The organism is Cupriavidus sp. USMAHM13 (assembly GCF_001854285.1).
GTDB lineage: Bacteria > Pseudomonadota > Gammaproteobacteria > Burkholderiales > Burkholderiaceae > Cupriavidus > Cupriavidus malaysiensis.
In genome coordinates this window covers 1,605,614-1,625,127 of the sequence record NZ_CP017751.1, presented here as the reverse complement: position 1 = coordinate 1,625,127, position 19,514 = coordinate 1,605,614, and the positions used below count along the sequence as shown (strand labels likewise).

The following is a 19,514-nucleotide window of genomic DNA, read 5'->3' as shown; positions in this document are numbered from 1 at the left end:
ATGGTGCACACGCTGGATCGAATGACCTCCCGCTGCGTGCCATTTACGGACCCTCATCGCGCAAGGCAATCTACCATGGCCAAAACCCTGTCGTTCGGCGTCATGCACCTCGGCATCGCCTTCAGCGTCACCTACGCGCTGACCGGCAGCCTGGCCATCAGCGGCGCCATCACCTTCATCGAGCCGGCCGTCAACACCGTGGCCCACTACTTCTTCGAACGCTTCTGGGCACGGCGCGAAGCCCGCGCCCATGCGGCAGGACCGGCGGAACCGGCTGCGCCCGCCGCGGCGGATGCCATGCCGGGCGGCTGATACGGTGCCCCGCGGCGCCTCAGCGTGCGACGCCGGCCAGGACCTGGAAGTAGTCGGGGAAGGTCTTCGCCACGCAGCCCGGCTCATTGATGCGCACCGGCAGCGGCCCGAAGGCCGCCAGCGCAAAACACATCGCCATCCGATGATCATCATAGGTGTCGATGCCCTCGGCCGGACTTTGCCATTGCTGCGGCGGCGTCACGCGCAGGTAGTCCGCGCCCTCCTCCACCTCCGCGCCGAGCTTGCGCAATTCCTTCGCCATCGCCGCGATGCGGTCGGTTTCCTTGACCCGCCAGCTGGCGATGTTGGTCAGCGTGGTGGTGCCCTTGGCGAACAGCGCGGCTACCGCCAGCGTCATCGCCGCGTCGGGAATGTGGTTGCAATCGAGCTCGATGGCATGCAGGCCGCCATCGTCGCGCTCGGTGCCACGCACCTCGATCCAGTTGTCGCCCGCCATCATGTTGGCACCCATGCGATTGAGCGCATCGGCGAAGCGGACGTCCCCCTGGATACTGGCCATGCCGACACCCTCCACGCGCAGCGGGCCGCCGCCGATGGCGCCAGCCGCCAGGAAGTAGGACGCCGACGAGGCATCGCCCTCGACGAAGATCTCGCCAGGCGAGCGGTAGCGCGCCCCCGCCGGCAGCACGAAGCGCGACCAGCCATCGCGCTCGACCACCACACCGAAACGCGCCATCAGGTTCAGGGTGATCTCGATATAGGGCTTGGAGATCAGCTCGCCCACCACCTCGATCACGATGCGGCCATCGGGCGCCTGCACCAGCGGCAGCGCCATCAGCAGCGCGGTCAGGAACTGGCTGGAAACGTCGCCGCGCACGCGGATCGGCCCATCGATGCGGATCGACGCCGGATGCACCGCCAGCGGAGGATAGCCCTCCGTGCCCAGGTAGTCGATGCGCGCGCCGACCTGGCGCAGGCCATCGACCAGGTCACCGATCGGCCGCTCGTGCATGCGCTGCACGCCGGACAAGCGGTAGCTGCCGCCCTGCAGCGCCAGCGCCGCGGTCAGCGGACGGATCGCGGTGCCGGCATTGCCCATGAAAAGCTCGGCCGACTTGATGGGGAATCCGCCGCCGGTGCCGCTCACGAGATAATCGGCACCGTCCTGCCGCCAGGCCACGCCCAGCGCCTGGAGGGCCTGCAGCATCACCCGCGTGTCGTCCGAATCGAGCAGATCGCGCACGCGCGTCTCGCCGTCGGCCAGGGCGGCCAGCAGCAGCACACGGTTGGAGATGCTCTTGGAGCCCGGCAGGCGGACCGTGCCGGCGGCACGGGTGAGAGGACCGATCGTAAGGTGTTCCATGGTGGCTGATTGACTGGCTAGCGGGTGGGGGACTGGCGGGCACTGCGCAGCGGCGCGGCACGGCTTGCCGCGCCGGCCGGCATCACGGTTCGACGTTGGCAGCGGCGGCGCGCTGGGCGCCCCAGGCGAGCCGCGCCTGGCTGGCGCGCGCGAAGACGCGTTCCAGGCCTTCGCCGTCGCTGGCCTCGATCCGCGCCTTCAGGTGCGCCAGCACGGACTGGTAGGTGGCGATCTCGCGCAGCAGCGCATCACGGTTCGCCACGCAGATGTCGCGCCACATCTCCGGCGATGACGCCGCGATGCGGGTGAAGTCGCGGAAGCCGCCGCCGGCGAAATCCAGTTTCAGTGCGGCGTCCTCGGCATTGGCCACCTGGGCCACCAGCGCGTAGGACAACACGTGCGGCAGGTGGCTGACGGCCGCGAACACGGCATCGTGCTGGACCGCGGACATCACGTGGCAATCGGCGCCTGCCGCTTCCCACATCGCCCGCACGGCGGCGACATCCGCACGCGTGTTCTCCTGCAGCGGGCACAGCACGGTCTTCTTGCCTTCATAGAGCCCCGCCAGCGCGGCCTCGACGCCGTTGAGCTCGCGCCCGGCGATCGGATGGGCGGGAACGAACTGCGCCACCTTGTCGCCCAGCGCGGTCTTGGCCGCCATGATGACGTCGGACTTGGTGCTGCCGGCATCGGTGACGATGGTGCCCGGCTCGAGATGCGGCTCGAGCGCGTGCAGCAAGGCGAAGGTCTGCGCCACCGGCGCGCACAGCACGATCAGGCTGGCGCCCTTGGCCGCAACCTCCAGCGGCGCGGCTTCGTCGATCACGCCCAGTGCCTGGGCCCGCTCGAGCGAGGCCCGGGAGCGCCCGACACCGATCACCTTGCCGGCCACACCGGCCCGCTTGAGCGCCAGCGCGAGCGAACCTCCGATCAGGCCGACACCGACGATGACGACACGGGAAAAATGAAGTGCGGACACGGGAATACGCTGCCTGCCAGGCGAGGAAATTTCGGGAATCCGATATTGTAGCCGGTCGCGCGCGCGTTTTCGCACCGCCGGGGATTGGCCTGCCCGCCCTGCGCCGGGGGACGATCCCCCGGAAACATGGCGACGCGCCGAGTGCGTTACTTCAGCGCGGTCTCGAGCGCGGCGATGCAGGCCGCGTTCTCCTCGGGCAGGCCGACGGTGATGCGCAGCCAGCGAGGCAACTTGTAGCCACCGACCGGACGCACGATCACGCCCTGCTTGAGCAAGGCCAGGTTCACGCGGTTGCCGGCCTCGTCGTCATCACCGACGCGCACCAGCACGAAGTTGCCGGACGAGGGCACATATTCGAGGCCGAGGCGCTCGAAGGCCCCGGCCAACTGGGCCTTGCCGGCCCGGTTCAGCTCCGCGCTCTCGCGCAGGAAGGCCGCATCGCCCAGCGCCGCGATGGCTGCCGCCTGGGCCAGGCTGTTGACGTTGAACGGCTGGCGGATACGGTTGAGCAGGTCGGTCAGCGCGGGCTGGGCGACCGCGTAGCCGACGCGCAGCCCGGCCAGGCCATAGGCCTTGGAGAAGGTACGCGACACCAGCAGATTCGGATACCGGCGCACCCACTCGATGGAGTCGTACTGCTGCGCAGGCTCCAGGTATTCGTTGTAAGCCTCGTCCAACACCACCACCACATGCGACGGCACCTTGGCCAGGAAGGCGGCAATCTGCCCGGCCGGCAGGAAGGTGCCGGTCGGATTGTTGGGATTGGCAATGAAGACCAGCCGCGTGTCGGCCGTGATGGCGGCTGCCATCGCGTCGAGGTCGTGGCCGTAGTCGCGCGCCCGCACTTCGATGGCGCGCGCGCCGACTTCCTGCGTGGCGAGCGCGTAGACGGCGAAGGAGTATTCCGCGTAGACGATCGCTTCGCCCGGCTGCACCAGGGCGTGCGCCGCCAGCTCAAGAATATCGTTGCTGCCGTTGCCGAGCGTCAGCCAGTCGGCCGGCACGCCGAAGCGAGCCGACAGCGCCGCCTTCAGCTCGAAGCCGTTGGCGTCGGGATAGCGCCCGAGGTCCGCGGCCGCCGCCGCGACGGCGCGGCGCGCCGACTCCGGCATGCCGAGCGGGTTCTCGTTGGAGGCCAGCTTGACGATGCCCGCCTCGTCCAGCCCGAACTCGCGCGCCACCTCGGCGATCGGCTTGCCGGCCACGTAGGGGGAAATCGCCCGCACATAGTCCGGCCCGAATCGCACGTTGCCGCCCTGCTCTGCCATGTCTTCTCCTGGTTCTGTTCTGATCAGTGATGCGTGATGGATCGGCAGCGAAACCGCACATCGCCATGCTCTGCGGCCTTCCACCGCGCACGATACCCGCCAGCAGCCGATGCGCCGGCGCCTACTTGCTGGACGGGTAGGAACCCAGCACCTTCAGGTAGGCCGCGTTGCGGCGCAGTTCGTCGATCGCCTGCGCCACGGATGGCTCGCGCTGGTGGCCTTCGACGTCGACGTAGAAGTAATACTCCCAGGCACCGCTGCGTGCGGGTCGGGACTCGAAGCGGCACATCGACACACCGTTCTGGGCCAGCGGCGCCAGCAGCTGGTAGACCGCGCCGGCCTTGTTCGGCACCGACAGGATCAGCGAGGTCTGGTCGCTGCCGGACGGCTCGGTCTCGTAGCGACCGATCACCACGAAGCGCGTGCGATTGTGCGGATCATCCTGGATATGGGAGCGCACGATGTGCAGGTGGTAGCGGTTGGCGGCCTGTTCGCCGGCGATCGCCGCCACGCTCGGATCCTCGCTCGCCATGCGTGCAGCCTCGGCATTGCTCGACACCGCCTGCCGCTCCAGGTGCGGGTAGTTGGCGCTCAGCCAGTGCTGGCACTGGGCCAGCGCCTGCGCATGCGCGCGCACCACGGTCACACCCTTCATGTCGGGCGACGAGGCCATCAGGTTGTGATGCACCTTCAGCGCGATCTCGCCGCTGATCTTCAGCGAGGTCTGCAGGAACAGGTCGAGCGTGCGCGACACCGCGCCCTCGGTCGAATTCTCGACCGGCACCACACCATACTCGACGGTGCCGGCCTCGACCGCGCGGAACACCTCGTCAATGCTCGGGCACGGCACGCCGCTGACCTCGTGGCCGAAGTGCGCGTAGAGCGCCTGCTCGGTAAAGGTGCCGACCGGCCCCAGGAAGGCAACCTCCAGCGGCTTCTCCAGGCCGCGGCATGCCGACATCACTTCGCGCCAGATCGCCGCCACGCTTTCACCCAGCAGCGGTCCGGGATTGGCTCCCTGCACCTTGCGGATCACCTGCAGTTCGCGCTCGGGGCGGAACACCGGAGCACCGTACTTCTTCTTCACCTCGCCCACGTCCAGCGCGAGCTGGGCGCGGCGGTTGAGCATGGCGAGCAGTTCGCGATCCACGGTATCGATCTGCTCGCGCAGCGGCGCGAGTTCGACCGACAGGGCCTGTTCGGCCGCACTGGGTTGGCTGCCGGCCGGCTGTGTCTCCTCGGCGGCGTCTTGCTTGTCTTGGCTTGTCATGTGTGGAATCTGCTGGCCCGCCCCCGGCGGGGCGGAACGGGAAAGGCCGCGCGGTCCGGCAGCGTGCCGCGGGCACCCGCCCGCGGCTCAGCGGCACTCAGGCCGCGCTGCGCTCGAATTCGCGCATGAAGTCGATGAGCGCCATCACGCCCTCGAGCGGCATCGCGTTGTAGATACTCGCCCGCATGCCGCCCACGGACTTGTGGCCCTTGAGCTGCACCAGCCCGGCGGCGCGCGCCTGGGCCAGGAAGGCTTCGTTGCGGGATTCGTCGGCCAGGAAGAACGGCACGTTCATGCGCGAACGGCAGCTCGGATCGATCTCGTTGCGGTAGAACGCGCTCTGGTCGAGGAAATCGTACAGTGCCTTGGCCTTGGCGATATTGCGCTGCTCGACGGCGGGCACACCACCTTGGCGCTTGAGCCACTGGAACACCAGGCCGGCAATATAGATGGCGTAGGTCGGCGGCGTGTTGTACATCGAGCCATGCTCGGCGGCCAGTCGCCAATTGAAGGCGGACGGGCACAGCGGATGCGCATGGCCGAGCAGGTCCTCGCGCACGATGACGATGGTCACGCCGGCGGGGCCGATGTTCTTCTGCGCACCGCCATAGACCACCTGCAGCCGCGACCAGTCGACCGGACGCGACAGGATGTGGCTGGATACATCCGCCACCACCACGCGCCCGTGCTTCTGCCCGACCTCGGGCACCTCCTGGAACTCGACGCCGACGATGGTCTCGTTGGTGCACAGGTGGAGGTAGGCCGAATCGTCGGCCAGCTTCCAGTCCGCCACATCGGGGATGCGCACGAACTTCTGCTCGACGCTGGAAGCCGCGATATTGACCTCGCCGTAGCGGCGCGCCTCCTGCTCGGTCTTGACCGACCAGGTGCCGGTCACGACGAAGTCGGCCTTCGGCCGCTCGGCGTCGAGGCGACGCATCAGGTTCAGCGGCACGATGGCGTTCTCGCCGATGGCGCCGCCCTGCAGGAACAGGATGCGGTAATCCTTGGGCACCTGCAGCAGTTCGCGCAGGTCCGCCTCGGCCTGGGCCAGGATGCTTTCGAACTCGCGGCTGCGGTGGCTCATCTCCATCACGGAAACGCCGGAGCCATGCCAGGACAGCATCTCCTCGGCCGCCTGCTGCAGCACCTCGGCCGGCAGCGCTGCCGGACCGGGAGAGAAATTGTAGACACGCTCTGCCACGGCGCGCTGCATCATGGCGGCAAGGGCTGGATTCTGAGGATCGTTCATGAAAGAAAAATGGCTGCCGGTGTTACCCAAGCAGCCATTATCACTCAAACCCGCCCCGCGTTGCGCGGCGCGGCGCCGGAATCACCTGAACGCAGGCCCGGCTCCGGCATCCGCCAGTGCTTACTTCGCAGCAGCGGCGATTTCCTTCTCGGCGGCGTCACGCATGGCCTTGCCGACCTGCGGACCGTACTTCTGCATGGTCGAGCCCCAGATCTCCTGGGTCGCCTTGCCCTGGTTGGTCATGAACTTCTGGCCGGTCGACGACTTCAGGAAGGTAGTCAGGTCCTTGAGTTCCTGGGTGCTGTAGTACTTGCCGAAAGCCTCGTAGTGGGCCTGGATCGCGTCCTTCTTGAAGGCATCGGTGGTGAAGGCCTGGCCCGCGCCGTCGACCATGCGCTGGACCGCGCCGTTCTTCTTCAGCTTGTCGACCACAGCCTGCTTCTGCTTGTCGTTCAGCGTCTTGTTCTCGATCAGCACCTGCTCCAGCACGGCCGGCGCGTCCTGCTTGGCATTCTGCTGGAACATCTCGCCCTGGTTCTTGACGACCTGGTCGGCCTGCATCACCGTCAGCAGTTCCTTGATCGCGGCCGTCTTGTCCGCATCCTGTGCGTGCGCGTACGGCGCCAGCATGAGCGCGGAGACGGAGGCCGCCAGAACGGCGAATTGACGAGTGGTTTTGAGCATTATGACTCCCTGGTAAATATGTCTCGGTTAGTCCGGACCCCACCGGTCGAGTTCCGGTGAAAAGTCCGATTACTGTTTCAAGTCTTTACAGCGTGAACGATGCGGATCCGGCCCGATCAGCTCGCCGCGCCAGGCTCGTCACCGCCCGGCGTCTCGGCATCCGCGTCGTCGGCCCCGGCCTCATCGCCGGCGCCGGCGTTGTCGCCATCCGTTTCCACGATGCGTTGCAGACCCGACAGCTTGGTACCTTCGTCGACGTTGATCAGCGTCACGCCCTGCGTGGCGCGACCCATCTCGCGGATCTCGGCGACACGGGTGCGGATCAGCACGCCGCCGGTGGTGATCAGCATGATCTCGTCCTCCGGCGCCACGAGTGCCGCGGCCACCACCCGGCCATTGCGCTCGCTCGTCTGGATCGCAATCATGCCCTTAGTACCGCGGCCATGTCGAGTGTATTCGGAGATGGGGGTACGCTTGCCGTAGCCGTTCTCAGTGGCGGTCAGCACGCTGCCCACGGTCACTGCCGGAGCCTCGCCGTCGACAGCGTCGGCGGATTCCGCCGGCGCCACCAGCATGGCGATCACGCTCTGGCCTTCCTCCAGATTCATGCCGCGCACGCCACGTGCCTGGCGCCCCATCGGACGCACATCGTTCTCGTCGAAGCGCACGGCCTTGCCCGCGTCGGAGAACAGCATCACATCGTGCTGGCCATCGGTTACCGCCGCACCGATCAGGAAATCCCCCTCATCGAGGTCGACCGCGATGATGCCGGCCTTGCGCGGGTTGGAGAAGTCCGTCAGCGCGGTCTTCTTCACGGTACCGCGCGCCGTCGCCATGAAGATGAAGTGCTCGGCGTCGAATTGGCGCACCGGCAGGATCACGTTGATCTTCTCGCCGTCGGACAGCGGGAACATATTGACGATGGGGCGGCCGCGCGAATTGCGCGAACCCTGCGGTACCTCGTAGACCTTCAGCCAGTACAGGCGACCACGATTGGAGAAGCACAGGATGTAGTCGTGGGTATTGGCCACGAACAGGGTATCGATCCAGTCGTCTTCCTTCGTCGCTGCCGCCTGCTTGCCGCGCCCGCCGCGCTTCTGCGCGCGGTATTCGGAGATCGGCTGGCTCTTCATATAGCCGCTGTGCGACAGCGTGACCACCATGTCCTGCGGGGTGATCAGGTCCTCCATGTCCAGCTCGGTGGCGTTCAGCTCGATCTGCGAGCGTCGCTCGTCGCCGAACTCGGCGCGGATCGCGCCCAGTTCGTCGGAGATGATGGTCGTGATCCGTTCCGGACGCGCCAGGATATCGAGCAGATCGGCGATGATCGCCATCACTTCGCGGTATTCCTGGACAATCTTGTCCTGCTCGAGGCCGGTAAGGCGCTGCAGGCGCATCTGCAGGATTTCCTGGGCCTGGGAATCCGACAGGCGATAGAGGCCGTCGGCCTGCATGCCGAACACGGCAGGCAGGCCATCCGGACGGTAGGAAGCGCGGCCGCCCGGCGTGTCGCTTTCGGCACGTGCCAGCATCTCGCGCACCAGGCCCGAGTCCCAGGACTTCGCCATCAGCTCCTGCTTGGCGACCGGCGGCGTGGGCGCTGCCTTGATGATGGCGATGAACTCGTCGATATTGGCCAGCGCCACGGCCAGGCCTTCCAGCACGTGGCCGCGCTCGCGCGCCTTGCGCAGCTCGAACACGGTGCGGCGGGTAACCACTTCACGCCGGTGCGACAGGAAGCACTCCAGCATCTGGCGCAGGTTCAGCAGGCGCGGCTGGCCGTCGACCAGCGCCACCATGTTCATGCCGAAGGTATCCTGCAGCTGGGTGTTCTTATATAGGTTGTTGAGCACCACCTCGGGCACTTCGTTGCGCTTGAGCTCGATCACCACGCGCATGCCCGACTTGTCGGACTCGTCCCGGATGTCGGAGATGCCCTCGATCTTCTTCTCGGTGACCAGTTCGGCGATACGCTCGAGCAGCGTGCGCTTGTTCACCTGGTAGGGCAGCTCATCGACGATGATCGCCTGGCGCTGCCCGCGGTCGATATCCTCGAAGTGCGTCTTGGCCCGCATGACGACCCGGCCGCGGCCGGTGCGGTAACCCTCGCGCACCCCCTGGATACCGTAGATGATGCCGGCCGTGGGGAAATCGGGCGCCGGCAGCAATTCGATCAGGTCATCGACCGTGGCGTCGGGATTGCGCAGCAGGTGCAGGCAGGCGTCCACCACCTCGTTGAGGTTGTGCGGCGGGATATTCGTCGCCATGCCGACCGCGATGCCCGACGAGCCGTTGATCAGCAGGTTGGGGATGCGTGCCGGCAGGATCAGCGGCTCGCTTTCCGAACCGTCGTAGTTCGGACCGAAATCGACCGTTTCCTTGTCGATATCGTGCAGCATCTCGTGGGCGATCTTCGACAGGCGGATTTCCGTGTAGCGCATCGCTGCAGCGTTGTCGCCATCAACGGAGCCGAAGTTGCCCTGGCCATCCACCAGCATGTAGCGCAGCGAGAAATCCTGCGCCATGCGGACGATGGTGTCGTAGACTGCCGTGTCGCCGTGAGGGTGATATTTACCGATCACATCGCCGACGATACGGGCCGACTTCTTGTAGGCCCGGTTCCAGTCGTTGTTGAGCTCGTGCATCGCATAGAGCACGCGCCGGTGTACCGGCTTCAGGCCGTCCCGCACATCGGGAAGCGCCCGCCCGACGATCACGCTCATGGCGTAATCGAGGTAGGAGCGGCGCATTTCCTCTTCGAGGGAGACCGGAAGGGTTTCTTTCGCGAATTGATCCATTGCGGCGTGGTTTATGCGGCGGGTTTAGGCAAATGGTGCCCCCCGAAATGACCTTCCCGGGGGCGGCCCCATGACAGGCGGCCAACATGCCATTCTAGCATGCCAGCCACCCCTTCCCGGCGGCCCCGGCACCACCTGCAGCCCCCTCGGGAACGGCGCTTCGCGACCCTCGACAATCCCCTCCCGACCGGCTGCAACCCTGATGGCACAAGGCTTTGCGGGCACCACAAGGTGCATGTTGCACAAACACCACAGGCCCAAAAGCGCCGGATTGAATCGAATATATTTACTTCTTAGGAAACGAGCCTTGTGGCACAATTCCCCAGCGAAGAGCCAGACATTGTTCGAAGTGGAGCATCCGCCACATCGAGAATGTTATACTCCGAAGAATGTATGACTTGTTTTCGTCCATTTGCTCGCAGTAACCCTGCGGTGATCTCATCCTGAGAGGAGAAATATGAAAAAATTTGCCAAGCTCGCGCTCGTTGCAGCTACCGCAGTAATGGCTGCATCCGCTCAAGCCCAGTCCGTGCCCTATGAAAAGAAGGCAGTGAACGATAACTGGGGCAACGGTACGAGCGAGTACGTGTGGAAGAACGGCACGAACGAGCTCTGCTGGCGCGACAGCTCCTGGACCCCCGCCACCGCAAATGCGCAGTGCGACGGCGCGCTGGCTCCGGCAACCGCCCCCGTGGCACAGCCGCAACCGCCGGTCGCCCCGCCGGTCGTTTCGAGCGAGAAGGTCACCTTCGCTGCTGACACCCTGTTCGACTTCGACAAGGCTGTCCTGAAGCCCGAAGGCAAGGCCAAGCTGGACGACCTGACCTCCAAGCTGTCGGGTATCACCCTGGAAGTGATCATCGCCGTTGGCCACACCGACTCGTTCGGTTCGGACAAGTACAACGATCGCCTGTCGATCCGCCGCGCCGAAGCCGTCAAGGCCTACCTGGTGAGCAAGGGCGTGGAAGCCAACCGCGTCTACACCGAAGGCAAGGGCAAGCGCCAGCTGAAGGTCGATCCGAAGTCCTGCAAGGGCAACCGCAAGGCCCAGATCGCCTGCCAGCAGCCGAACCGCCGCGTGGAAGTGGAAGTGGTCGGCACTCGCAGCGCCCGCTAATCGGAATCTCTCCCGATGAGAAGAAGCCCAGCGCAAGCTGGGCTTTTTTTTTGGTACAGTTGCCCCAGACCTGACTCCCTCCCGGCGCCGCCGCTGGCCGCGCCCCAGTTCCCCGATGTCCAGCCCTTCCTCCTCCCACGACACCACCGCCACGCCAGAGCCCGCCACCAATGCCGACCCGAAGGAGATCGACAAATTCAGCGAGCTGGCGCATCGCTGGTGGGATCCGAACAGCGAATTCAAACCCCTGCATGAAATCAATCCGCTGCGGCTCGGCTGGATCGATGGCATCGCCCCCCTCGCCGGCAAGCAGGTCCTGGACGTAGGCTGCGGCGGCGGCATCCTGTCCGAAAGCATGGCCAGGCTCGGCGCCCAGGTGCGCGGCATCGACCTCGCCCGCAAGGCACTGCGCGTGGCCGACCTGCACAGCCTGGAATCCGGTGTCCGCGTCGACTACGAGGAGATCGCGGTCGAAGCCCTGGCGGCACGCACGCCTGCCGCTTTCGACGTGGTGACCTGCATGGAGATGCTGGAGCACGTGCCGGACCCGGCCTCCATCGTGCGCGCCTGCGCCGCGCTGGTCCGCCCTGGCGGCTACGTCTTCTTCTCGACCATCAACCGCAACCTGAAAGCCTATCTGTTTGCCGTGGTCGGCGCCGAGTACGTGCTGAAAATGATCCCGCAGGGCACGCACGATTACGACAAGTTCATCAAGCCGGCCGAACTGGCGCGCTTCGCCCGCCAGGCGGGGCTCGACCTGCTGGAGATGCGCGGCCTCAGCTACCACCCGCTGTCGCAGACCTACGAACTGGGCCGCGACACCGACGTCAACTACATGATGGCCTTCCGCCGGGAGGCCGCATGATCACGGAACTGCAGGCCGTCTTCTTCGACCTCGACGGCACGCTGGCCGACACCGCGCCCGATCTCGCGGCCGCGGCCAACCGGCTCGCCGTCGAGCACGGCCGCGCGCCGGTGGCCTACGAAAGACTGCGCCCGGTCGCCTCGCACGGTGCGCGCGGCCTGATCGGCGCGGCCTTCGGCAAGACGCCGGACGATCCGGAGTTCCCGGCCCTGCGCGATGCCTTCCTCGACTACTACGAGGCCGACATCGCCGCGCGCACGCAGTTGTTCGACGGCATGGAGGCGGTGCTGCGCGCGCTCGAGGCCGCCGGCATCCCATGGGGCATCGTCACCAACAAGCAGACCCGCTTCACCCGCCCGCTGGTGGAAGCCATCGGCCTGACGCCGCGCGCGGCCGCCGTGGTCAGCGGCGACACCACGGCCCACGCCAAGCCCCACCCTGCCCCGCTGCTGCTCGCCGCCGAACTGAGCCGCGTCGCGCCGGCACGCTGCGCCTACGTCGGCGACGACCTGCGCGACATCCAGGCCGGCAAGGCGGCCGGCATGGTCACCGTCGCCGCCGCCTATGGCTACTGCGGTGAAGAAGACCCGCCGGAAGCATGGGGCGCCGACTACCTGATCCGGCACCCCGAGGAACTGCTGCCGCTGCTCGCCCGGGCCGGCATGGCAAAGCCCGGCGGAACTCCCTGACACAGCGGGCGTCCAACGCGGTACAATCTCTCTTCTTCACACTGGGGCCGACCTGGTTTCGACGTGGGTTGCGAAGCAGTGGAGGGCATACCGAGGACCCGTCACCTCGTTAATCAATGGGAATGTAATAACTGCTAACGACGAACGTTACGCACTGGCCGCTTAATTGCGGCCGTCCTCGCACTGGCTCGCTGACGGGCTAGGGTCGCAAGACCACGCGAGGTCATTTACGTCAGATAAGCCCCGGAAGGGTCACGACTCCGGGGACGAAAACCAAGTGACTCGCCGTCGTAGAGCGTGTTCGTCCGCGATGCGGCGGTTAAATCAAATGACAGAACTAAGTATGTAGAACTCTCTGTGGAGGGCTTGCGGACGCGGGTTCGATTCCCGCCGGCTCCACCAGTTTCCAGGCAATATCCGGTAAACGCCGAACCGAAAGCGAAATCGAATGGCCTGGCCATCCGAGCCACCCGCTGAATGGCGGTGATTTTCCCGATAATGCCATCGCTCAAAAAAAGCCCGCCGAAAGGCGGGCTTTTTTACAGGTATTCCTGGACTGTGCTCAGGGCCCGACCTGCGCAATCACCCCATTACCGTTGACCAGGAAGAATTCCGAGCCGACGCCGACCCAATGATGTCCGCGCTTGGGCGCGGGCAACTGGTATTCGCGATAATCGTCGATCGCGTACTGACGGTCGCGGTACTCGGCCGGCAGGCGATCGCCCGCCTTCCACTGCCCCGGCATGTAGTTGAAGGGACCCGCACCGCCGCCGGCCGGCATGGCCTCCTGCTTCATGGCCTTGTGATGCCCGGACGGCTGGGCCAGGCCTGTGCCGGGCCCGAGGACACCGACCGCCAGCAGCAAGCTCAGCAACGCCTTGGTCTTCTTCATTGCGATCTCCTTGCATCAAATGGTTGGTGCTGCCTAGACAGCCCGGCACGCGGCAACTTCCGCCGCCAGGGCAGGCGCCGGCATTGGGATGTGCGCCTGGGCGTCGCTTGCCCTTGCCCATTTCCCGGGAATCCGCCCGCCGCCGCGTTCCGCGTACTGCGCTTCGCCTCAACCAGTTTAGGCGCTGATAGTGCGTCGGCGTATGTTTCCGCGCCACGGGCCGGAAGCGCGGGACGCGCCGGCAGCCGCGCAAGCGGACAGTGCGAGCAGGCGGTAGCAAATGGGCGGCGCACGCAGCACATCGGCGCGCCGGAGCGATGGACCGGACGCGGCGGCGGCAAAAGCGCCGCCCGCACGGCATTAGAGGAAGCGGTCGAGGATCTTGCGGCTGCCGCGATCGAGTCCGGACAGGTCGCGGATCAGATAGTGGATACCATGGCTGTCGGAGATCATCAGCGTGGCACCGGACAGCCGGCGGATGTCTTCTTCGCCGCGCAGTGTCAGCGTGGTTGCACCGCGATCGGTCTGCACCGTCCATTCGCTCGGCGTGGCGAACGTCGATACCGAGACGATGCGGCGGATCTCCGGCATGAACTCGCGGCTGGCCAGTTCTTCCGCCAGCAGCGCCCGCTCATTGGCCGGCAGGGCGTCCAGCCGGGGAATCCAAGCCAGTTCGCGGCCATCGGTACTCATCACGCCGACACCGTCGTCCGGCGCGGAAATCGGGAATGCCCGCACGGGCACCACACCTTCGTGGACAGTGCCGTCGGCCAGCGTCATGACCAGGCGGCCCAGCTGGTTGCGCACGAGCGTGAATCCGGTGCTTACCATCGCTCTCTTCCTTTCCTGTTGCTATTGCGCGCTCAGCGGTTCAGCGGCGCCAGCGCTTGCTTCGTCGGCCGGGGATGCATCCTCGACATCGACATTGCGCGCCTGCGCCTGGTACAGCTTGTAATAGGCGCCTTCACGCGCCATCAACTCGTCATGGTTGCCCACTTCGACAACCTGGCCGCGATCCATCACCACCAGCCGGTCTGCCTTGCGCAGCGTCGACAAGCGGTGCGCGATAGCGATCGTGGTGCGCCCCTGCACGAGGTTGTCCAGGGCCTTCTGGATTTCTTTCTCGGTCGCGGTATCGACCGACGAAGTGGCTTCGTCGAGGATCAGGATGCGTGGGTCGATCAACAGGGCCCGGGCGATCGAGATACGCTGGCGCTCGCCGCCCGACAGCGCCTGGCCGCGCTCGCCGACCAGCGAGTCGTAGCCGTGCGGCAGGCGCAGGATGAACTCATGGGCGTGGGCCGCGCGGGCGGCGGCGATGATCTCCTCGCGCGTGGCGCCGGGCTTGCCGTAGGCGATGTTGTCGGCGATCGTGCCGAAGAACAGGAAGGGCTCCTGCAGCACCAGGCCGATATTGCGGCGGTACTCCGACACCGGCAGCGAGCGGATGTCGATGCCATCGACACGGATCCCGCCCTCCGAAACGTCGTAGAAGCGGCAGATCAGGTTGACCAGCGTGCTCTTGCCGGAACCGCTGTGACCGACCAGCCCGATCATCTCGCCGGGGGCGATCGACAGGTCGAGGCCGCGGATCACCGCGCGATTACCGTAGCGGAAACCCAGGTCGCGCAGTTCGATGGCGCCCCTGACCTGCTCCAGGTGGGTCGGGCGCGCCGGCTCGGGCACGCTCGACACATGGTCGAGGATGTCGAAGATGCGCTTGGCGCCGGCGGCCGCCTTCTGCGTCACCGAGACGATGCGGCTCATCGAATCCAGGCGCGTGTAGAAGCGGCTGATGTAGGTGAGGAAGGCCACCAGCACCCCCACCGTGATGGCGTTCTGCGACACCTGCCAGATACCGAAGATCCACACCACCAGCAGGCCCACCTCGGTCAGCAAGGTGACGGTCGGCGTGAACAGCGACCACACCGCGTTGACGCGGTCATTGATTGCCAGGTTGTGCTTGTTGGCCTCGCGGAAGCGCTCCACCTCGCGTTTCTCCTGCGCGAAGGCCTTGACCACGCGAATGCCCGGAATGGTGTCGGCGAGTACGTTGGTGATCTCCGACCAGATGCGGTCGATCTTCTCGAAACCGTGGCGCAGGCGGTCGCGCACCAGGTGGATCATCCAGGCGATGAAGGGTAGCGGCACCAGCGTCACCAGCGCCAGCCAGGGATTGATCGAGATCAGGATGACCGCCGTCATCACGATCATCAGCACGTCGGTGGCAAAGTCCAGCAGATGCAGCGAAAGAAAGACGCAGATGCGGTCGCTTTCCGAGCCGATACGTGCCATCAGGTCGCCGGTGCGCTTGCCGCCGAAGTACTCGAGCGACAGGCGCAGCAGGTGTTCGTAGGTGGTGGTGCGCAGATCGGCACCGATACGCTCGGATACGCGCGCCAGCAGGTAGGTCCGCGCCCAGCCCAGGCTCCATGCCACCAGCGCGGCACCGAGCAGCCCGCCCAGGTACAGCCGCACCAGGCCGTAGTCGATCGGCAGGCCGTTCTGGTAGGGAATCAGCACCTTGTCCATCAACGGCATGGTCAGGTAAGGCGGTACCAGGGTGGCGCCGGTGGACAACAGTGTCAGCACGAAGCCGGTCAGCAGTTCGAAGCGGTACGGCCGGGCGAAGCGCCACAGCCGCAGCAGTGCCCAGGTGGAGGGCGGCGCCTCCAGCTCGCGGCTGCACTGCGGGCAGGATTCCGCCCCGGGCGGCAGCGGCGCCCCGCAGGAAGGACAGGCCTCGCCTTCTTCCTCGCCCTCCTCCCCGGCCGCGGCGCCGCCCGGAGCGTCCAGCACCGCGTCGAACTGGTCGACCAGGCGCAGGGCGGCCGGGTTGTATCCCAGCGTATAGCGCCAGCTGGCCAGGCGCGCCTGGCCCTGCTGCAACTCCAGCATCCCCACGCCGGCATGGTCGCTGTGCACCAGCCGCATGCCGGGTTCGATGCGCCAGGCCTGGACCGCCGTCTGCCCCGGCGCGCGCGCCAGCAAACGACGATCCGTCACAACCGCCCACCCTTTAGTAAAATGCAGCCTCGCATCCAGGTCGAGCACCACCCCGGCTGCAAGCACCTCGCCAGGCAGCAGGGAAGCGCCGAGTTCGGCGCGCCAGGGATCGTCGGCAGGTTGTTGCGGGTCGGGCAAGGCTGGCTGGGTCATGTGGATGCGGCGTGTTATTTCCGCCGGATGCGGATATAACTTGAAACAATTTAGCGCGGAATCGTACTAGCCGGTCCGCAATTTCGCCCGCAAGTATACATAAGGCACGCGCATCAGCGTTTTTTGATGCATAGCACAAACACTTTTTCTCTCCCTTGGTCAACCCGCGACACGCCGTAACGTTATTGAAAGGTTACGCCTCAAATTCTCGGGCGCTCGCCCACTGCCTCAAGCACTGCCTCAAGCTAAATCAATGAAAAAGAAGGACATTGAGATCGTCGATGTCATGTCGCTGCGCGGCCCGAATATGTGGACATATCGGCCCGTGCTGGAGGCGTGGGTCGATATCGGGGAACTGGAGGACTACCCCTCCAACACGATTCCGGGCTTCTACGAACGACTCTCCTGCTGGCTGCCGTCGCTGGTCGAGCACCGCTGCAGCATCGGCGAGCGCGGCGGCTTCCTGCAGCGCCTGAAGGAAGGCACCTGGCCCGGACACATCCTCGAACACGTCACGCTCGAGTTGCAGAACCTCGCGGGCATGCCCGGTGGCTTCGGCAAGGCACGGGAGACCCCGGTACGCGGGGTGTACAAGGTCATTGTGCGCGCCTGGCATGAGGAAGTGACGCGCGCCGCGCTCCAGGCCGCCCGCGACCTCGTGATGGCGGCGATCGAGGACCGCCCCTACGACGTCGGGGCAGCGGTCGAACACCTGCGCAGCCTGGTCGACGAGCACTGCCTGGGCCCGAGCACGGCCTGCATCGTCGATGCGGCGGACGATTTCGACATCCCGTCCGTACGCCTGTCGGACGGCAACCTGGTGCAGCTCGGCTACGGCGCGCGCCAGCGCCGCATCTGGACGGCGGAGACCGACCGTACCAGCGCCATCGGCGAAAGCATCTCGCGCGACAAGGACCTGACCAAGAGCCTGCTCGAATCCTGTGGCGTGCCGGTGCCCGAAGGCCGCATGGTCGACGATGCGGACGACGCCTGGAAAGCCGCCCAGGACATCGGCGTGCCGGTGGTGGTCAAGCCCTACGACGGCAACCACGGGCGCGGCGTGTTCACCAACCTGACCACGCAGGAAGAGGTGCAGACCGCCTACGCGGTCGCCATCGACGAAGGCAACGGGGTCATTGTCGAGCGTTTCGTGCCCGGCAACGAGCACCGCCTGCTGGTGGTCGGCGGCCGCCTGGTCGCGGCGGCCATGGGCGAGACCGCCAGCGTGGTCGGCGACGGCAAGTCCACCGTGGAGGAACTGATCGAACTGCAGATCAATTCCGACCCGCGCCGCGGCAGCACCGAGGACCACCCGCTGAACCGCGTGCGGCTCGACTCCGCAGCCCGCCTGGAGCTCAAGCGCCAGGGCCTGGAAGGCAGCTCGGTGCCACCGGAAGGCAAGACCGTGCTGGTCCAGCGCAACGGCAACGTCGCCTTCGACGTGACCGACCGCGTCCACCCCAGCGTGGCGCGCCACGCCTCGCTGGCCGCCCGCATCGTCGGCCTGGACATCGCCGGCGTCGACCTGGTCGCGACCGACATCAGCCGCCCCCTGGCCGAACAAGGCGGCGCGGTGGTCGAAGTCAATGCCGGCCCCGGCCTGCTGATGCACATCAAGCCGGCCGACGGCCAGCCGCGCCCGGTCGGCCGCGCCATCGTCGAGCACCTGTTCAAGGGCGCCGGCCAGCCCGGCGGCGACAACGGCCGCATCCCGCTGGTCGGCATCACCGGCACCAACGGCAAGACCATCGTCGCCAAGCTGGTGGCGCGGCTGCTGCAACTGGCCGGCAAGCACACCGGCCTGGCCTGCAGCGACGGTCTGTTCCTCGACCGCCGCCAGGTGGAAGGCGGCGACCGCGCCAACTGGGACGCCGCGCACCGCATCCTGATGAACCGCGCCGTCGAGGCCGCGGTGTTCGAGAACGACAGCGGCACCATCCTCTCCGAAGGCCTGGCCTACGACCGCTGCCAGGTCGGCGTGGTCACCAACATCGACGAGCCCGACCACCTGGGCCAGTACTACATCGAAGAGCCGGACCGCATGTACAACGTACTGCGCACCCAGATCGACGTGGTGCTGCCCGAGGGCGCCGCCGTGCTCAACGCGCGCGACCCGATGGTGGTGGAAATGGCCGAGCTGTGCGACGGCGAGGTGATCTTCTTCGGCCTCTCGCCCGACCTGCCCGCCCTGGCTGCCCACCGTGCCGCCGGCAAGCGCTCGGTGTTCGTGCGCGACGGCAAGGTGGTGCTCGCCACCGGCGCCGCGGAGGCGCCGCTGGCCGATGTCTCGGCCATCCCGCTGACCTACGCCGGCCGCGTCTCGTTCCAGATCGAGAACGTGCTGGCGGCCGTGGCCACCGGTTGGGCGCTGGGCATCTCGCACGACCTGATCCGCGCCGGCGTGGTGACCTTCGACGTCGGCCAGGTCGACGTGCCGGGCCGCTTCACCCTGTTCGAGCGCAACGGCACCACCGTGGTGATCGACGACGCGCACAATGCGCCCGCGCTGGAAGCGCTGGTCGCCGCGCTCGACCGCTTCCCGGCCGAGCGCCGCATGGTGGTCTACGGCGCCGGCGCGCCGCGCCGTGAGCAGGACCTGGTCAAGCAGGGCAAGGTGCTCGGCGCCGCCTTCGACCGCGTATTCCTGTGCGAGGACCGCAGCGTAGCCGGCGCGCAGCCCGACAGCGAGGCCCGCGCCCTGCTCAAGCAGGGCCTGTACGAAGGCCGCCGCGTCACCAAGATCATCGACGAGGGGATGCGCCGCGAGGCCATCGAAGCCGCGCTGGCGCAACTGGTGCCGGGCGACCTGCTGGTCCTGCAGTGCGACGAGGCCAGCACCGCCGCCACCGTGGACCACGTCCACCAATGGATGGGCCAGGCGGCCCGCCGCGCCTGAGCGCACGCG

At 66.6% G+C, this 19,514-nt stretch carries 15 protein-coding genes and 1 other RNA gene; 6 read left to right on the top strand and 10 right to left on the bottom strand.

Features of this window, described 5'->3' with window-relative positions:
* The first annotated feature begins 75 nt into the window (after positions 1 to 75).
* Positions 76 to 312: a DUF2061 domain-containing protein gene (locus BKK81_RS07070; protein WP_071011641.1), complete on the top strand. Its 237-nt coding sequence runs from the start codon at positions 76 to 78 to the stop codon at positions 310 to 312.
* A gap of 19 nt (positions 313 to 331) precedes the next feature.
* Here BKK81_RS07070 and aroA read toward each other — a convergent pair whose 3' ends face one another.
* The 7 genes from aroA to gyrA form a co-directional block, all read right to left on the bottom strand.
* Positions 332 to 1,636 (bottom strand): 3-phosphoshikimate 1-carboxyvinyltransferase, encoded by a 1,305-nt coding sequence (gene aroA, locus BKK81_RS07065; RefSeq protein ID WP_071011639.1) that lies wholly within the window; start codon positions 1,634 to 1,636, stop codon positions 332 to 334.
* A gap of 82 nt (positions 1,637 to 1,718) precedes the next feature.
* Positions 1,719 to 2,615 (bottom strand): prephenate dehydrogenase, encoded by an 897-nt coding sequence (locus BKK81_RS07060; RefSeq protein WP_071011637.1) that lies wholly within the window; start codon positions 2,613 to 2,615, stop codon positions 1,719 to 1,721.
* 146 nt (positions 2,616 to 2,761) lie between these two features.
* Positions 2,762 to 3,883 (bottom strand): histidinol-phosphate transaminase, encoded by a 1,122-nt coding sequence (gene hisC / locus BKK81_RS07055; protein ID WP_071011636.1) that lies wholly within the window; start codon positions 3,881 to 3,883, stop codon positions 2,762 to 2,764.
* A 121-nt stretch (positions 3,884 to 4,004) separates the two neighbouring features.
* Positions 4,005 to 5,153, bottom strand: a complete 1,149-nt coding sequence (gene pheA, locus BKK81_RS07050) for a prephenate dehydratase (RefSeq protein ID WP_071011634.1) — start codon at positions 5,151 to 5,153, stop codon at positions 4,005 to 4,007.
* A 97-nt stretch (positions 5,154 to 5,250) separates the two neighbouring features.
* The gene (gene serC, locus BKK81_RS07045; protein ID WP_071011632.1) at positions 5,251 to 6,405 is read right to left on the bottom strand and encodes a 3-phosphoserine/phosphohydroxythreonine transaminase; all 1,155 of its coding nucleotides are present in this window, start codon (positions 6,403 to 6,405) and stop codon (positions 5,251 to 5,253) included.
* Between the two features lie 120 nt (positions 6,406 to 6,525).
* Entirely contained in the window at positions 6,526 to 7,089 is a 564-nt protein-coding gene (locus BKK81_RS07040) for a DUF2059 domain-containing protein (protein ID WP_071011631.1), read from the bottom strand.
* 116 nt (positions 7,090 to 7,205) lie between these two features.
* A complete protein-coding gene (gyrA, locus tag BKK81_RS07035; RefSeq protein ID WP_071011629.1) occupies positions 7,206 to 9,887 on the bottom strand; it encodes a DNA gyrase subunit A in 2,682 nt (893 codons plus the stop codon).
* Between the two features lie 457 nt (positions 9,888 to 10,344).
* Here gyrA and ompA point away from each other — a divergent pair, with 457 nt between their 5' ends.
* The 4 genes from ompA (at position 10,345) to ssrA (ending at position 12,960) form a co-directional block, all read left to right on the top strand.
* Positions 10,345 to 11,004 carry an outer membrane protein OmpA gene (gene ompA, locus BKK81_RS07030; RefSeq protein WP_071011628.1) on the top strand — a complete coding sequence of 220 codons (660 nt, stop codon included), beginning with the start codon at positions 10,345 to 10,347 and terminating at the stop codon, positions 11,002 to 11,004.
* 115 nt (positions 11,005 to 11,119) lie between these two features.
* Entirely contained in the window at positions 11,120 to 11,869 is a 750-nt protein-coding gene (gene ubiG / locus BKK81_RS07025; protein ID WP_071011626.1) for a bifunctional 2-polyprenyl-6-hydroxyphenol methylase/3-demethylubiquinol 3-O-methyltransferase UbiG, read from the top strand.
* Positions 11,866 to 12,558, top strand: a complete 693-nt coding sequence (gene gph / locus BKK81_RS07020) for a phosphoglycolate phosphatase (RefSeq protein WP_071011624.1) — start codon at positions 11,866 to 11,868, stop codon at positions 12,556 to 12,558. The genes ubiG and gph overlap by 4 nt, the downstream gene beginning before the upstream one ends.
* Before the next feature lie 43 nt (positions 12,559 to 12,601).
* Positions 12,602 to 12,960, top strand: a transfer-messenger RNA (tmRNA) gene (gene ssrA / locus BKK81_RS07015).
* Positions 12,961 to 13,120: 160 nt separating this feature from the next.
* Here the strand turns inward: ssrA and BKK81_RS07010 are convergent.
* From BKK81_RS07010 to BKK81_RS07000, 3 genes are all read right to left on the bottom strand, one after another.
* Positions 13,121 to 13,450 carry an RcnB family protein gene (locus BKK81_RS07010; RefSeq protein WP_071011623.1) on the bottom strand — a complete coding sequence of 110 codons (330 nt, stop codon included), beginning with the start codon at positions 13,448 to 13,450 and terminating at the stop codon, positions 13,121 to 13,123.
* A 360-nt stretch (positions 13,451 to 13,810) separates the two neighbouring features.
* Positions 13,811 to 14,281: a cyanophycin metabolism-associated DUF1854 family protein gene (locus tag BKK81_RS07005; protein ID WP_071011621.1), complete on the bottom strand. Its 471-nt coding sequence runs from the start codon at positions 14,279 to 14,281 to the stop codon at positions 13,811 to 13,813.
* 21 nt (positions 14,282 to 14,302) lie between these two features.
* On the bottom strand, positions 14,303 to 16,609 hold the full coding sequence (locus BKK81_RS07000) for a cyanophycin metabolism-associated ABC transporter (RefSeq protein ID WP_071011619.1): 2,307 nt from the start codon (positions 16,607 to 16,609) through the stop codon (positions 14,303 to 14,305).
* A 253-nt stretch (positions 16,610 to 16,862) separates the two neighbouring features.
* Here BKK81_RS07000 and cphA point away from each other — a divergent pair, with 253 nt between their 5' ends.
* A complete protein-coding gene (gene cphA, locus BKK81_RS06995; protein WP_071011618.1) occupies positions 16,863 to 19,505 on the top strand; it encodes a cyanophycin synthetase in 2,643 nt (880 codons plus the stop codon).
* Positions 19,506 to 19,514: the final 9 nt, after the last annotated feature.